This is a genomic window from Romboutsia sp. 1001713B170131_170501_G6 (assembly GCF_015668195.1).
Lineage (GTDB): Bacteria > Bacillota > Clostridia > Peptostreptococcales > Peptostreptococcaceae > Romboutsia_C.
The window spans coordinates 36,552-52,001 of sequence record NZ_JADPFC010000001.1 but is presented as its reverse complement, the minus strand read 5'-3'; the positions used below and the strand labels follow the sequence as shown (position 1 = coordinate 52,001).

Below are 15,450 nucleotides of genomic sequence, written 5' to 3'. Positions count from 1 at the left end.
TTTAGTTTTGACTATTTTGGTTATTTTTCATATGTTCATCGTATTCTTCTTTTGATACTACCTTTATATTATCTAATCTAGATCTAAAGTGTGCTCTAAAGTGTTCTAGATATTCTTTTCTTAATCCTTCTCTTTCTATAGTTTCTTCTTTTGTTAATCCTTCAGCTTTATTCTTTTTAGCTAATTCATTTATTCTGTCTAGTTTCTTTTGATCAAACATTATTTCATTCTACTTAAAATAAATTTATTTTAAGTATTCTCCTTTCTATTTTGTTGTCTTAATAAAAAAACCTATTATTTTTTATTGTTATATTATCTTTATATTTATAAAGAAATTCGTCTAAGTTATCACTTATTATAGATATTCCCTTTTCTATATCTTGTATACTTGCCCTAGCTATATTTATCCTAAAAAACCTATCATCTATTATATTATCAAAAAAGCAAGTTCCTGGAAGAACAGATACTCCTTTACCTAATAAAAATTCTGTTAAGTCATGTGATAAATATCCTCTTGGTAGTTCTATAAAAAAGTTAATACCTCCACTTCCATTTCTTATCTTTAGTCTATCGCTTAATTTATTATATATCAACTCTTTTGCCACATTATATTTTTGTGTATATTGATTTTCCACGCACTTAAGATATTCATCCCAACTAAAGTTTTCCATATAGTAATACATTGATTTTTGAATCAAACCTGGAGTTGATATATCAGATGAATACTTAGCCCAAAGTACCTTTTTTAGTAATTCACTTGGAATTTCAACAATACCTATTCTAAGCCCCGGCATAAATATTTTAGAAAAACTCTTTATGTATATAACCCTGTTTTTATCATCATAACTCTTTAATGGTTTATTATCAAGAGAATTAAATTTAAAATCACTTATAAAATCATCTTCTACTATATAAAAATCATATTTTTCAGCTAGTTCTATTAGCTTTTTCTTTTTATATGTAGAATATGATATACCTGTTGGATTTTGAAAATTTGGCATAGTATATATTATTTTAGGCTTTATCTTTTCAAGCTTAAGTTTTAATACCCCTATGTCTATTCCATCATCTAACATAGGTATTGATATTATCTTCGCTCCCCTACTTTTAAATACTTCTATAGCTCCATTATAAGTTGGCTCTTCAACATATACTACGTCTGAATAATTTATAAGTCCTTTGCAGACAATGTCTATACCTTGCTGGGCCCCTGATATTATTTGTAGGTTGTCTTTAGTTGTATTTATATCTTTGCTATGTAGATATTGTGCTATTTTTTCTCTTAATGGTTCATATCCTAAACCTTCATCATATTCGAATATAGTACTTCCTTCATTAGTCAAAGCCATATTTATAGCTTCTTTAAAATCATCTATTGGAAATATTTCTGTAGATGGATTTCCTGTATCAAAACTTATTATACCTTCTTTTCTTTGTACAGTACTTGAACTTTCTTGATTTATAGATGTAGCAAAAGTTCCACTTCCCATACTTTTATTGACATATCCTTCTTTTTCTAATAATTCATATGCCTTTACTATTGTTGTATTATTAACCCCTATTAATTTTGCTAACATTCTTATTGGCGGTAGCTTTTCATATTCCTTTATTTTATTTTCACATATAAGTCTCTTTACATGATTATATATTTGTAAATATTTAGGACTATCTTTGATTAAATCTAAGTTATATTTTTCCATACTATCCCCACTTGTTTCTTTAATATTATCACTTGATGGTCATTACTATATTTGATAAGATTTATTATGTATATAATACCAAAATTTTATCAAAAAGGGGAAGTTTTTATGTTTTATGATTACCATATGCACTCAAGTTTCTCAAATGATAGTAAGACCGATATGGAAGATATGATTAAAAAATCAATAGACTTGGGTCTTAAAGAAATATGCTTTACAGATCATGTTGATTATGACCTTGCAAATGATTTTGATTGGGGTATTGATTATGATAAATACTTTGAAAAATTAGATTTTTATAAATCTAAATATGCTAATCAAATATCTATAAAAAAAGGTATAGAACTTGGTCTTCAAAAACAAATAATAACTAAGTGCAGTAATGATGCTAATAAATATCCTTTTGACTTTATAATATGTTCTTTACATGCTATAGATAGAATTGACTTATATTTTGGCGAGTTTTTTAAAGATAAAACTCAACATCAAGCTTATGAAGCTTATTTTAAAGAACTATATAATATTGTTAAAAACTACAAAGACTATTCTGTGTTAGGACATCTAGATTTAGTTAAAAGATATGGAGACTATAAAAATATTTTAAATGATAGCTTATTTTCAGATATAATAGAAGCTATATTAAAACAAGTTATACAAGATGGAAAAGGAATTGAGATAAATACATCTTGTTATAGATATAATCTTCCTGACTTAACACCTTCAAGAAGTATAATAAATATGTATAAAGATTTAGGTGGTGAAATAATAACTACAGGCTCTGATTCTCACCATCCATCTCAAATAGCATATCAATTTGATTATATTTACTCATATCTAAAAGAAGTAGGCTTTAATCATGTATGTAAATTTACAAATATGAAACCTGAATTTGTAAATATATAATTATTTTTTCACCTCCTTATGAATATATTTAAACATAAGGGGGTGATTTATTGAGAATACCCAATCTTGTTTTTTCTACGGCTGTATTATTTATTTCTAACTTAGTAGTTAGGGTAATTGGTTTTTTGTACAAAATATTTTTATCAAGGTCAATTGGTGAAGTTGGTCTTGGAATATACCATATATTATTTAACTTCTTAATGATTTGCCTAGCTTTAACTACTACAGGTATCCCAACTACTTTAAGTTGTTTAGTTGCTAATAAAAAAGCTCTTAATGATAAACATAATAGCAATGTATTGTTTATATCTACACTTTATGTAGCATTTTTTATATCACTTATGATTTCTCTTATAATAGCTTTTAATGCAAGTTTTTTGTCATCAAAACTATTAAAAGATGATAATTTAAGTTTATTAATTTTATCTATCTGTCCAGCTATAGTCCTTATAACAATATCAAATATATTAAGAGGATACTACTATGGTTTAAAAGAAGTCGTAGTTCCTGCTATAGGGCAAGTTCTAGAGCAATTAAGTAGGATATTTTTTGTGGCTTTAATTATTTTATTTATAAATAACAAATCTTTTAATTGTTATATTGCACTATTAGGTCTTTCTATTGGAGAGGCCATAAATATATTATTTATAGCACTTTGCTTATATAAAAACTCAAATTTATATAATACCTATGTTATAAAAATAAAGGATTTCTATAATGCTTCTATAGAAACGATTAAAATGTCTATACCTATAACTTGCAATCGTATGTCAAATATATTACTTCATTCTTTAAGCTCTATGATTGTTCCTTCTAGGCTAGTCTTATCAGGTATTAGCTATAGTCAAGCATTAAGCATGTATGGAGTTATAAGTGGGATGGTTATGCCTTTTATATACTTACCATTTACCTTAGGTTCTGCATTAATTGTAAACTTGATACCTAGTATATCTCAAGAGATGTCGCTTGGTAGATATAAAAGTGTAAAGAAAAAAATTAATTTTGCTATGCTCCTAACACTAGGTGTAGGAATATTTTCATCAGTATTTTTTTATATGTTTGGTGAAAAATTATGCCTTTTAGTATATGATCATGAACTTGCAGGTTCTTACTTAAAATCAATGTGCTTAATTCCTCTGTTCATGTCTTTAAATCAAACACTATCAGGCATACTTCATTCTATAAGAAAAGAGGTAATTTCAAGTTTAATTACTATTTTTAGTATGTGTATTCAGCTATTTGGTGTATATTTACTTACTCCATTACCTAATTTAAATATTTATGCATATATCTATACAACAACTTTTATGTCATTTTTTACATGTATATTACATATTTTTGTTATTATTAAAGCTTTAAAAAACTTTTCTAAAAATATTAAATCTTAGGAGGTTATTATGAAAAATATTAAGCCATTTTATATATATACAGATAAAAATGTTTTATATATTAAAAGTATAAATGGGCAAACAGAAAAATTATCTAACAATATACATTCTTATTGTGCAACTATAGATAATTCTAGTAATATACATATCTGTGCACTTGATACTAGGGGTAGACTAAATCATTTTCTCAAACACAATGGCTCTTGGAAAAAAAAATCTATTTTGAAAGTCCTTAATACTACAAAAAATATTAAGGATATGAGATTGTATTCTATTGATGATTCTTTAAATGTTTTCATAGTCGAAAAATACCCTCTATCAGATAATTTGCATAAACTATCTCACTTTAACTTTGATGTACCTAATTATCGATTATCTAAATATATAATTGATAATGTTTTAAAAGATAATGAATACTTTTATAAACTTGATATTGATGATTTTTCAAATATAGTGCTAGAATATAAACCTTCTTCATCTTCTGATAGAACTACCTCTAAACTTTTTTTTAATAGTAGCTCTAAACAATGGTCTAAATCTAATATTGAAAATAATCTTCATACAAGTAGATATTCAAAAAAAAATAAAACAACTATAAAAGATGATATTTTTGAATACTGCTATGGAATAACATATAAAATATAAAAAGAGCTATCTAGAATAGATAGCCCTTTTTCATTTATACACTATTCTCCACAACTTCCAAAGTCACAAACTTTAGAGAATGTATCTACAACTCTTGGTTGTATTCCATTTGGTGAAGTTAAAACAACTAATTGCTCATTAGTCAAAGTACTAACGTTACTTTGTAAGCAAAGTATCAAATCTATATCATTTGGTATGCATAATTCACAGTGACAATCGCAATCATCATGATCTACACAACTTAGTAAAGCTTTACCTATACAATCTACTGTTAAACTTGTTTGGAATTCTTGTCTTAATGTAAATCCTCTTCCATCTGATGGTACACCTATTGGTGCTGATAATGTATTGAATAAGAACTCAACATCACAGCATCTCTTAGCTTGACCTCCATGACATTTTATAGCAGGAAATGCAAAAGCTATAAATTCTGTGCATCCACATCTTCCTCTTAGTTCTAGCACTAAGTCTTCTACAAGTACACTTAATCCTTTTTCTTTATAAACTACTGATTGTCCTTTTCCTCTATCACAACATCTTCTATGTGTTTCTCCACATACTGCATATTCAAAAGTAGTTTCACATCTTCTTCCCACTGTTGGTTCTAATGGCTCTATATCAAAATCTTCTAAAGTTGTTGTTCCTGTGTTTATTATTATTCCATTATGGTTTATACAGATTTTTTCTATATCTACATTTACCTGACCAACTCTAGGTATTGGACCATTTATTTCTACTAACTCAACATCAAATACTAATGGAGCACCATTTGGAGCTGTTGCATCTGTGAATGTTTGAAATACCATAGTGTCAAATATTCTATTGGCTTCAATTGCAACTGGTACACTGTTTGATACATTAAATCTTGGTGGAGTTATAGGACCAAGACACTCAGGTCCACATTTATTTTTTATACATTTATCAGCGTCTGGTTCACAAGGCTCACAACAATGTGGTTCTGGATGGCATACACATTCACACTCACACTCACACTCACACTTCATATTGTGGTTACATCCTGAATGTTTATCACAACTTGAATCTTTTTTACATCCACATCCTCTAATTAAATCATCATCCACTTCTTGACTTACACGTTCTTCTAAACAGTTATTTTCCATTTGATCTATATGCTGATTAGGAACTCTTTTTCTATTTCTTTTTAAATCTTGCATATAATGTCCTCCCCTTAAAATGAATTATTGTTAATATTCAGCTTTTCATGCTTAATAAATATTATGCATTTAACCTATGATTTGTTACTTACTTGTACTTCTATTTACTAAAACTAGAATAATTATTTGTTATGACAATATACATTTAATATGAATTAATTTACAAGGAGATGATTTTTTGAGTTTTGTTAATGAATGCTATACAATAATTAGACGTTATAATAAAGATATGTTTAGATTTAGAACATCTAATGTTTTAACTTATGATTATTTTGATTCTTATAATAATCTAGTTAAGTCAACTTCTATTACCAGTAACCCCTTAGATTTTACTAAGTTTTATTTTAACCTAGATAGTAATGATAACATATACGGTATTTACATAGATGATAGCTTAAAATTAGTTGATATAAAAAATTATGAAACCACATTTACTAATCTTGATGTATTTACTTATAATAGCAATAAGTTTACTTTATTATTTCCTTATATAAAAAAGTTAGATAATGAAATTCATATTTTATACTATGTTTATAGCAATGATAGTGATAATATTTGTGCGCTTATCCACCATCATAAATTAAATGGTGTTTGGACAGAAAATAAAATAGATTTTATAAATAATATTGTTTTAAATAATTTCACAGTGATTTGGATTCAAAATTCTCCTACAGTTTTTTACCTAAACCTTGTAAACGGATATGAAGAAGTTTTTATGTCTAAATTTAGTTTAAGTACTTCAACTTGGTCTAAACCTTGTCAAATAACTAATACGAAAAAAAATAAAATATACTTATCTGTATTAAAAGATGCTCTAAATTTTTGTCATATAGTTTTTTGTGAAAATGTTGATAATGGTTATGCTGTAAAATATATAAATGGTTATTTAATGGACAATAAACTAGATATTAATATATCTAAATATATAACTGGTTCTTCATCTTGTATGTATCCAAGTATTATGAAGCTTAAATCTGATATATATATTATGTGGGTTAATTATAATAGATTACATACATCTATTTCCAATGATTTAGGAAAGACTTGGAGTGATCATAAAATTGATGAATTTAGCTTAGATGAAGATTTTACTAGGTCTTCATTTTACTCTAATTATAAATATGATCTTGACTACAATACAACTTCTGTGTTTACTACTTGCGATGATATAGGTATGTTAGGATTTTAAATTAAAAGAGTGTTGCCTTAGCAACACTCTTTTAATTTAAAATCCCGAAACACCGTTAGCTCATATAAATTCATACCCGAGATACTCCCAGGTGGGTGACCTGCCAATAACTTTTAACTTCCCAGTTAAGAACTGGGCTTGTTATCCATTATTAGACTTAGTCTCCCTTATAACATTTGTCGGTTGAATTTAAATAAGCAATATCGTATGCCTCAGGATTTTATATACTTATTATATAATAAAATCAATAATTTTAAAAGTAGTTTTATATAGTAATTAATGAAATATTAAGATATATTTCCATATTATTCTTTTTAATCATCTATGTACTCACAAAAGTCGTCATTATCTTCACTAAAATCTTCATATTCATCATATTCACTATCATAACTATAATATTTTTCATCACCTTTTTCATCATCAACTCTTAAAAGACTTCCCAATAATTTTAGGTTACTCATGCTTCCCAAATTGTTTAAACTTGCTAAAGAACTTATACTAAATCCATTTTCTCCTATATCATCTGGTAAAAATAACTCTGCAAATAAATCTATTTTCTTTTTCATATCTATAGCCTTTTCTATAGATTCTTTCCTTTTTTCTGGAAATACCTCCAAAATTTCCCTAATCATCATATTTTTCTTATCTTCTTCATCCATACATCTAAAAAAGTTTGTTTCTTCTTCTTCAATATCCTCTATTGAACTAAGCTTCTTTATTCCTCTAACTAAATCTAATACACTCTCTATCTTAACTAAAAACTTTCTTTCATCTTGTGACATATATTTTTTAGTTCTAGTTATTATCTCCATACCACGTTCTAAATCTTCATCACTCAAGTCCATAAGTTTCAAACCTTTATTTATATCATTTATACTAAATGCAATAGAATTATTACTTGATTTTTCACTACTCTTTTTTCTCTTTCTTTTATTAACTCTTACTTTTTTTGCGCTATCTTTACTATTTCTATCATTTTTTTGAGTCATATCAATATTTTCCTTTGCCCCCTTTGATTTAGCTTTATTTTTATTATCAAATAAGGATAAATCTCCTAATGATATATTCCCGTTACTAAGTGCAATCATTCCAAGTATTAAAAGTAGATTATTCAATAATCGTCACCCCTTAAAATATACTTCTCCCTCATATATATTTATGTATTATTTGTTATTAGTGTTACTTTTTTTTATTTTGTACGCATATATATTATCTATAGAAATTTTTATCTAAGATAGAATCTCTTCACATTTTATAATTTTTTCTATATATAAATAGTATGAGAAAAATTCAATATATATTATAGAAAGGGGCATTTTTATGAAAAAGATAAATACCGAAGCTCTAGAAAAAATGGCTAAAGAAAAAAATATAGATAAAGATAAAATAGAACAAATTGCTGACAGCTATAAAGGTAAGTCTGAAGGTGAGTTAATGGATGAACTAATCAAAATAGGTCAAACTCTAAAGGGAAGAGATGAGGTTGTCTCTAAATTTAAGACTTTCCTAGATGAAGAACAACGAAATAAACTAGATGTTATAATGAAAAAGATATCTGATGCTGAAATTGAAAATAAAATTAATGCTAAGAAATCTAAAACTAAAAAAGGACCTGAATCTTCTGCTAATGAAACTAAAAGTTCTAAATCTAGTAAGAAAACTAAATCTAGCAAAAACAAAATATCTTCTCCTAATGAATCATCTTCCCCAACACATCCAAAAAAAGTAGTTAAGAAGGTCAAAAAAACTAAAAGACCATAAAAAATAAAAGCTATCCTAGTTCTAGGATAGCTTTTATTTTAACTTATTTTAGAATGTATATCCTCTATTATATTATCTTTAATCTTATTACCTAATTCCAATATTTCATTACAGCATTTAGTATAGCGACTTTTTATATTATCATCCTTAATGCTAGATAAATTTACCTTTACATTAAGTATAGCACCTTCAAGTCCTGTATAAATCATCAATGTTCCTACACCTATGTCTGTTATTGCATTTTGATTTCCATAAGTAGCTATATAATCAACTAATTTTAATGCTTCTAGTGATAGTTGTGCTGTCTTATACGGAACCTCTATTGAAAACAAAGTTGCATCTTGAATTGCACCATTTCTATTTTTTATTTCTTCCTCACTATTTTTAGGCATTTTTAAAGCCTTCATAACTTCATTAAATGCTTCTGTATCTTTATCAACTAAGTCTACTAACTCTTGCCTTATATCTGATAGTTTATTAAATATACTTACAAACTCTATTCTTATAGCTTCATCTAAGTTTTCATATTTTTTCTTTCCAAAACTCAGATGAGCCATCATTTTACAAAGTCCTACCCCTATATTACTCGCTAAAGCAGATACTGAACCTCCACCAGGAGCTGGTGAACTAGAATCTACTTCATCAGAAAATTCACTCAAACTCATATCTATTAATTTCATAGTTTCCCCCATCCTTTAATTGTTATAACATACATGCTTATCTTTTACTACTAGTTTTCCACCTTTATAAACTCTATCTACATGATTTATTCCAAAGTGATACATTAGGTACTCTATATTAGTAGAATCAAATATAACAAAATCTGCTTTTTTACCTACTTCTATTGACCCTATTTCATATTGCCTATCAATACAATACGATGCATTAATGGTTACTGCATTCAAAACTTCATTTGGAGTCATTTTTAACCCTAAGCATCCTAATTGCATAGCAAATTGGAGATTTTCACTTGGGCAACTTCCTGGATTATAATCACTAGATATTGCTACACTAACACCTAAATCTATCATTTTTCTTGCATTTGCATATGATTTATTTAAGTTAAATGATGTTGATGGAAGAATATTAGCTACTACATTTTCTTTTGCCATCATTTTAATACCATCTTCACTAGCTGCCATTAAATGGTCTGCTGATATACAACCTAATTTTGCAGAAAGTTCTGCTCCTCCTAATGATACAATCTCATCAGCATGAATTTTTAATTTATATCCACAATCCTTTGCCTTTTTAAGTATAAATTCACTTTCTTCTACTGAAAATACACTATCTTCACAAAATACATCACAAAATTCAGCTAAGTCTAATTCCTTTATCTTATTCATGTCTTCTAATATTTTAGATATAAATTCATCATGATTTTCTCTATACTCTAACGGTATAGCATGTGCTCCTAAATAGGTATGTACTAAATCTATAGGGTGATTATGGTTTAATTCTTTTGCAACTTCAAGTTGTTTTATTTCTGTATCTAATTCTAATCCATAACCACTCTTAGATTCTACTGTTGTCACTCCAAACTCTAACATTCTATCTAAGCTTTTTTTAGCTTTATTGTATAATTCGTCTTTAGTAGATATTTTAGTAGCATTAACTGTACTTAAAATTCCTCCACCTTGTTTTAATATATCTATATAAGAAACACCCAAAAGTTTCTTATAAAATTCATTTTCTCTTGATCCACCATGCACTAAATGAGTATGTGAATCTATAAGCCCTGGTGTTACTAATAAACCATTGGCATCTACTACTTCTGTTTTTTCACCTATCATATTATAGTAATCATCTTTGCTTCCTATTGAAATAAATTTACCATCTTTTATTGATATATATGCATTTTCTATTATTTCTATATTGTTCATATCTTTTCCACTTTTAGTTCCATTACTTTTACAAGTAGCTAATTTCCCAATGTTCTTTATAATCAAATCTGCTATCATATTGTTACTCCATTAAACTAGTTTCTAATACTTTTTCTAAATCAAAATTTTCTAATCCTAAATAATAAGAAGCAACATCTATAAGTGCCTCCATGGGGCAAAGTCCTACTACTTCACTTCCTGTAACATTTACTCCAAACCTTTTAGCTTCCATTTTTACAGCTTCAAAAGCCCTATACATACTAGTTTTAGTGTAATCAGTTAGATTCATAGTTACTTGAGTGATTTTTCTTTCTGGTATTTCAACAGGTCCTGCCTTTATATACCTGTAGCCTCCACTTGAGTGTCTAATAGTTTTAGCTATTTTATTAGCTATTTCTATGTTATCAGTATCAAGGTTTATATTATATGCAATAAGAGGTCTCCTAGCACCTATGGCTATTGCTCCTGCGCTTTCATGCTTTTTAGCTTCCCCAAAATCAGGTATCCAGTTACTATCTTTTAGTTTTTCATCTAATCCTTCAAATTCTCCTTTTCTTACATTGGCAAGATTTTGTCTATCAGGTTTTGTTGCTGCATCCTCATATAAAAATACTGGTATACTTAACTTTTCTGCAACTTCCCTTCCAAGTTCTTTAGCTAAATTAACAGCCTCCTCCATAGTCATATCTTTTATAGGTATAAATGGACAAACATCAGTTGCACCAAATCTTGAATGTTGTCCCTTATGCACATTCATATCTATTATATTTTTAGCAACTTCTATAGACTCAAACACCGCCATTTTAACTTGTTGTGGCTCTCCTATAACTGTTACAACCAATCTATTGTAATTTTTATCAGCTTCATAATTTAATAATTTTACACCTTCTTTTTTTCTTAGTGGCTCTACTATTTTCTCTATTTTTTCTAAATCTCTTCCTTCACTAAAATTTGGAACACATTGAACTACGGCCATATACTTCCCCCCTATAACTTTATATGTTTTATTTAAAATTTATTATGTAAATAATATTTTCTGTGATAATTTGCTAAAAATTTAAACGCTCTATAATCTCATCTATAACTTCTTCTTCTACCAAATATGGTAATGTTATGTGATCTTTTCCTTCACACATTTTGTTATATTCAATAACTGTACTTATTGAATTTTCATTTCTAGCCCATGCTCTTCTTGCAACACCACTCATAACATCCCAAGGCATAGAACTTCTTAATATATTATCAACTCTTAAAGATCCATCTAATACCATTCCAAATCCACCATTTATAGATTTGCCTATACCAACTCCTCCTCCATTGTGAAGAGCTACTAAACTCATTCCTCTTGCGCAATTACCCGCAAAACAATGAGTTGCCATATCAGCCATTATATTACTTCCATCTTTTATATTTGATGTTTCTCTAAATGGAGAATCTGTACCTGATACATCATGGTGATCTCTACCTAACATTACTGGTCCTATTTCACCTTTTCTTACCATATCATTAAATTTAAGTGCAATATTAGTTCTTCCCATAGCATCTTGATATAATATTCTGGCTTGAGTACCTACAACCAAAGCATTTTTCTTTGCATCTCTTATCCATATCCAGTTATCTCTATCTTGATATCTTCTATCTGGGTCTATTATCTCCATTGCTGCTTTATCTGTTTTTTCTAAGTCTTCTTCTTTTCCCGATAGACATACCCATCTAAATGGCCCATATCCATAGTCAAACAATTGAGGTCCTAGTATATCTTCAACATATGATGGGAATATAAATCCATCTTTTTCATCTACTTTATTTTTTGATATTTCCTTACACCCTGCATCATATATAGCTTTCATAAAACTGTTACCATAATCAAAGAAATATGTTCCTCTTTTATTAAGCTCTTTTATAAGATTAAAATGATTTACTAGAGTTTTATTTACAAGTTCTATAAATCTAGTTTTATTCTTATCTAAAAGCTCTGTTCTTTCTTCAAAGGTAATACCTTGTGGGCAGTATCCTCCATCATAAACAGCATGACAAGATGTTTGGTCTGAAAGTAAGTCTATAGATATGTTATTTTTAACAGCATATTCTAATAAATCTACTATATTTCCATGATATGCAATAGCACATTCTTTTCTTTTTTCCATATACGCTTTAGCTAAATCAAATGCTTCCTCACAAGTATTAGCAATTTTGCTAACCCAACCTTGATTGTATCTTGTTTCTATTCTTGAATAATCAACTTCAGCTATTATACCTACCCCACCAGCAATTTCTATAGCCTTACCTTGAGCACCGCTCATTCCTCCAAGGCCTGAAGTTACAAATAATTTTCCTTTTAAATCTTCTTCCTTTCCTAAACCTAGTACTAATCGTCCTGCGTTTAAAAGTGTTGAATAAGTTCCATGAACAATCCCCTGTGGACCTATATACATCCAACCCCCAGCTGTCATCTGCCCATAATTTGAAACACCTATAGCAGCTGCTCTTTTCCATTCTTCTTGGTTATCAAACATTCCTATCATAAGACCATTTGTAAGTATTACTCTTGGGGCATCTGGTTTTGACTTAAAAAGACCTAATGGGTGACCAGATTGTATAACTAATGTTTGATCTTCTGTTAAAACTTTTAGATACTCTTTAACCAGTACATATTGCATCCAATTTTGAAACACTTGACCTGTTTCTCCATAAGTTACAAGCTCATATGGATAAAGGGCTATATCAAAATCAAGGTTATTATCTATCATAACTTGAAAAGCTTTACCTTCTATGCATTTTCCTTCATACTCTTCTATAGATTTTCCTTTTATATTTCCTTTTGGTCTAAATCTATATCCATATATTCTTCCCATCGTCATTAGTTCTTCTAAAAACTCTGGTGCTAATTCTTCATGATAATTTTCAGGTATATATCTTAATGCATTTTTAAGTGCTAACTTTATATCCTCTTTAGATAGTTTTGCCTCCCTTTTTGGCGCTCTTCTTATTCCTTTAATAAATTCGCATTTATCTTTAGGTATTTCATTAATTTTTATAGACATGCCTTCAAATATTTCTTTGTTTAAGGTATTTAATGTTTTCTCCATTAGCATCCTCCCCCGTAGTGCTTTATATAAAACTTACTTCCGAAATTTCTTCATTTACTAAAATATCTTCTTCTATAGCTTCTTCTACTTTCTTTACCATTAAATTTGATATTATTATATCTTCGCATCTATCAATATCTTTATACATTATCCTATCTTTATCAACAAATGGTATATTGTCTCTCACAACTTTATAAGCTGCCTTACTCCCAACTCCTAAATTGTTATTTTCTCTTAAATCTATGGCTTGAACTGCTCCTAATATTTCCATTGATAATACTTTTCTAGTATTTTTCATTATTTCTCTTGCTTTTCTAGCTGCTATAGTTCCCATAGAAACATGGTCTTCTTGGTTTGCTGATGATGGTATTGAATCTACACTTGCTGGATGTGCTAAAACTTTGTTTTCAGATACTAAAGATGCTGCACTATACTGTACAATCATAAATCCTGAATTTAACCCACCTTTTTTTACTAAAAATGCTGGCAAATTGTGATTTATTGCTGGATTTACTAATTTTTCTAATCTTCTCTCTGATATATTAGCTATTTCTGCTAATGCTATTGATAAAAAGTCAAAAGCTAATGCCATTGGTTGTCCGTGGAAGTTTCCACCTGATATAACTTCTTCTTGATTTGGAAATATTATTGGGTTGTCTGTTACTGAGTTGATCTCTATATTTACTTTATTCTTAACATATTCTACAGCATCTTTGCTAGCACCATGTATTTGAGGAGAGCATCTTAATGAATATGCATCTTGTACTCTTATTTCTCCTTGTTTTGTTATCATTTCACTATTTTTAATTATATTTAATATATTTTTAGCTGTGTTTATTTGACCTTTATGTGGTCTTACTCTATGAACTTTCTCATCCATTGCGCAAGATATTCCATTTAAACCTTCCATTGTTAAAGCTAATGCTATATCTGCATGCTTTAATAGATTTATTGAGTCATATAGGGTTAATAAACCTATTGCTGTCATAACTTGTGTTCCATTTATAAGAGCTAAACCTTCTTTATAAGATAAATCTTCTAATATGCCTATATTTGCTTTATTCATTGCTTCTTTTGAAGGTAATCTTTCTCCTTTATATATAGCTTCACCTTCTCCTATCATAGTTAAAACCATATGAGATAATGGCGCTAAGTCTCCAGATGCACCAAGTGAACCTTTCTCTGGTATTATAGGATGTACACCTTCATTTACCATACTTATTAATACTTCTAATGTTTGTAATCTTATCCCTGAATATCCCTTCGACAAAGCATTTATTCTAAGTAACATAATAGCTCTTACTATTTCTTCATCTAGTGGATTTCCCACTCCACAAGAATGACTTATAATTAAATTTCTTTGTAATTCTTTTGCGTCATCTTTAGATATAACTATATCTGAAAATCTTCCAAATCCTGTAGTTATTCCATAAGATACTTCATCTTCTTTTACTAATTTATCTACTAAAGCTCTAGATTTTTGAATATTATATATAGCTTCCTTACTAAGCTTTACCTTATAATCGTTTCTTGCTACTTTTACAACATCTTCTATGGTTAAATCATTTCCATTTAGTGTAATTATTCCCACAGCATAACCTCCTAATGTAAAAATATATTCTACTTAAAAGATTTCTATACTTTTTTATGCAATCCTTCTTAATAATAATTAAAATTATATAATATAGTTGTATAAAAAAAGTGCCTTAGATAATGT

14 protein-coding genes and 1 other RNA gene are annotated in these 15,450 nt (G+C 28.3%); 5 read left to right on the top strand and 10 right to left on the bottom strand.

The features are described 5' to 3' along the window. Position 1: 1 nt before the first annotated feature. Entirely contained in the window at positions 2–220 is a 219-nt protein-coding gene (locus tag I4U89_RS00235; RefSeq protein WP_092927306.1) for a DUF896 domain-containing protein, read from the bottom strand. A gap of 58 nt (positions 221–278) precedes the next feature. Beyond that, positions 279–1,700, bottom strand: a complete 1,422-nt coding sequence (pdxR, locus tag I4U89_RS00230; protein ID WP_195937700.1) for a MocR-like pyridoxine biosynthesis transcription factor PdxR — start codon at positions 1,698–1,700, stop codon at positions 279–281. Between the two features lie 108 nt (positions 1,701–1,808). Here pdxR and I4U89_RS00225 point away from each other — a divergent pair, with 108 nt between their 5' ends. From I4U89_RS00225 to I4U89_RS00215, 3 genes are read left to right on the top strand one after another with little or no spacing between them, the layout of a single operon-like run. Beyond that, positions 1,809–2,603 carry a histidinol-phosphatase HisJ family protein gene (locus tag I4U89_RS00225; protein ID WP_195937699.1) on the top strand — a complete coding sequence of 265 codons (795 nt, stop codon included), beginning with the start codon at positions 1,809–1,811 and terminating at the stop codon, positions 2,601–2,603. 50 nt (positions 2,604–2,653) lie between these two features. Beyond that, the gene (locus I4U89_RS00220) at positions 2,654–3,991 is read left to right on the top strand and encodes a polysaccharide biosynthesis protein (RefSeq protein WP_195937698.1); all 1,338 of its coding nucleotides are present in this window, start codon (positions 2,654–2,656) and stop codon (positions 3,989–3,991) included. 9 nt (positions 3,992–4,000) lie between these two features. Beyond that, positions 4,001–4,636 carry a hypothetical protein gene (locus I4U89_RS00215; protein WP_195937697.1) on the top strand — a complete coding sequence of 212 codons (636 nt, stop codon included), beginning with the start codon at positions 4,001–4,003 and terminating at the stop codon, positions 4,634–4,636. A 41-nt stretch (positions 4,637–4,677) separates the two neighbouring features. Here I4U89_RS00215 and I4U89_RS00210 read toward each other — a convergent pair whose 3' ends face one another. Next, on the bottom strand, positions 4,678–5,811 hold the full coding sequence (locus I4U89_RS00210; protein WP_195937696.1) for a hypothetical protein: 1,134 nt from the start codon (positions 5,809–5,811) through the stop codon (positions 4,678–4,680). A gap of 178 nt (positions 5,812–5,989) precedes the next feature. On the opposite strand from I4U89_RS00210, the gene I4U89_RS00205 reads away from it, so the two are divergent. After that, positions 5,990–7,000 carry a hypothetical protein gene (locus I4U89_RS00205; RefSeq protein ID WP_195937695.1) on the top strand — a complete coding sequence of 337 codons (1,011 nt, stop codon included), beginning with the start codon at positions 5,990–5,992 and terminating at the stop codon, positions 6,998–7,000. 37 nt (positions 7,001–7,037) lie between these two features. Here the strand turns inward: I4U89_RS00205 and ssrS are convergent. Both ssrS and I4U89_RS00195 read right to left on the bottom strand, forming a co-directional pair. After that, a non-coding RNA gene (gene ssrS, locus I4U89_RS00200) (6S RNA) lies at positions 7,038–7,222 on the bottom strand. Positions 7,223–7,314: 92 nt separating this feature from the next. Next, positions 7,315–8,115, bottom strand: coding sequence for a hypothetical protein (locus tag I4U89_RS00195; RefSeq protein WP_330615507.1), 801 nt, complete (start codon positions 8,113–8,115; stop codon positions 7,315–7,317). 205 nt (positions 8,116–8,320) lie between these two features. On the opposite strand from I4U89_RS00195, the gene I4U89_RS00190 reads away from it, so the two are divergent. After that, complete coding sequence (locus tag I4U89_RS00190; protein ID WP_195937694.1) at positions 8,321–8,761, top strand: hypothetical protein; 441 nt, start codon at positions 8,321–8,323, stop codon at positions 8,759–8,761. Positions 8,762–8,799: 38 nt separating this feature from the next. Here I4U89_RS00190 and I4U89_RS00185 read toward each other — a convergent pair whose 3' ends face one another. The 5 genes from I4U89_RS00185 to hutH form a co-directional block, all read right to left on the bottom strand. Continuing rightward, positions 8,800–9,441, bottom strand: coding sequence for a cyclodeaminase/cyclohydrolase family protein (locus I4U89_RS00185; RefSeq protein WP_195937693.1), 642 nt, complete (start codon positions 9,439–9,441; stop codon positions 8,800–8,802). Positions 9,442–9,456: 15 nt separating this feature from the next. Next, entirely contained in the window at positions 9,457–10,722 is a 1,266-nt protein-coding gene (gene hutI, locus I4U89_RS00180; protein WP_195937692.1) for an imidazolonepropionase, read from the bottom strand. A gap of 4 nt (positions 10,723–10,726) precedes the next feature. Beyond that, entirely contained in the window at positions 10,727–11,620 is an 894-nt protein-coding gene (gene ftcD / locus I4U89_RS00175; protein WP_195937691.1) for a glutamate formimidoyltransferase, read from the bottom strand. A 73-nt stretch (positions 11,621–11,693) separates the two neighbouring features. Then, entirely contained in the window at positions 11,694–13,733 is a 2,040-nt protein-coding gene (locus I4U89_RS00170; RefSeq protein ID WP_195937690.1) for a urocanate hydratase, read from the bottom strand. A 22-nt stretch (positions 13,734–13,755) separates the two neighbouring features. Continuing rightward, on the bottom strand, positions 13,756–15,324 hold the full coding sequence (gene hutH, locus I4U89_RS00165; protein ID WP_195937689.1) for a histidine ammonia-lyase: 1,569 nt from the start codon (positions 15,322–15,324) through the stop codon (positions 13,756–13,758). Positions 15,325–15,450: the final 126 nt, after the last annotated feature.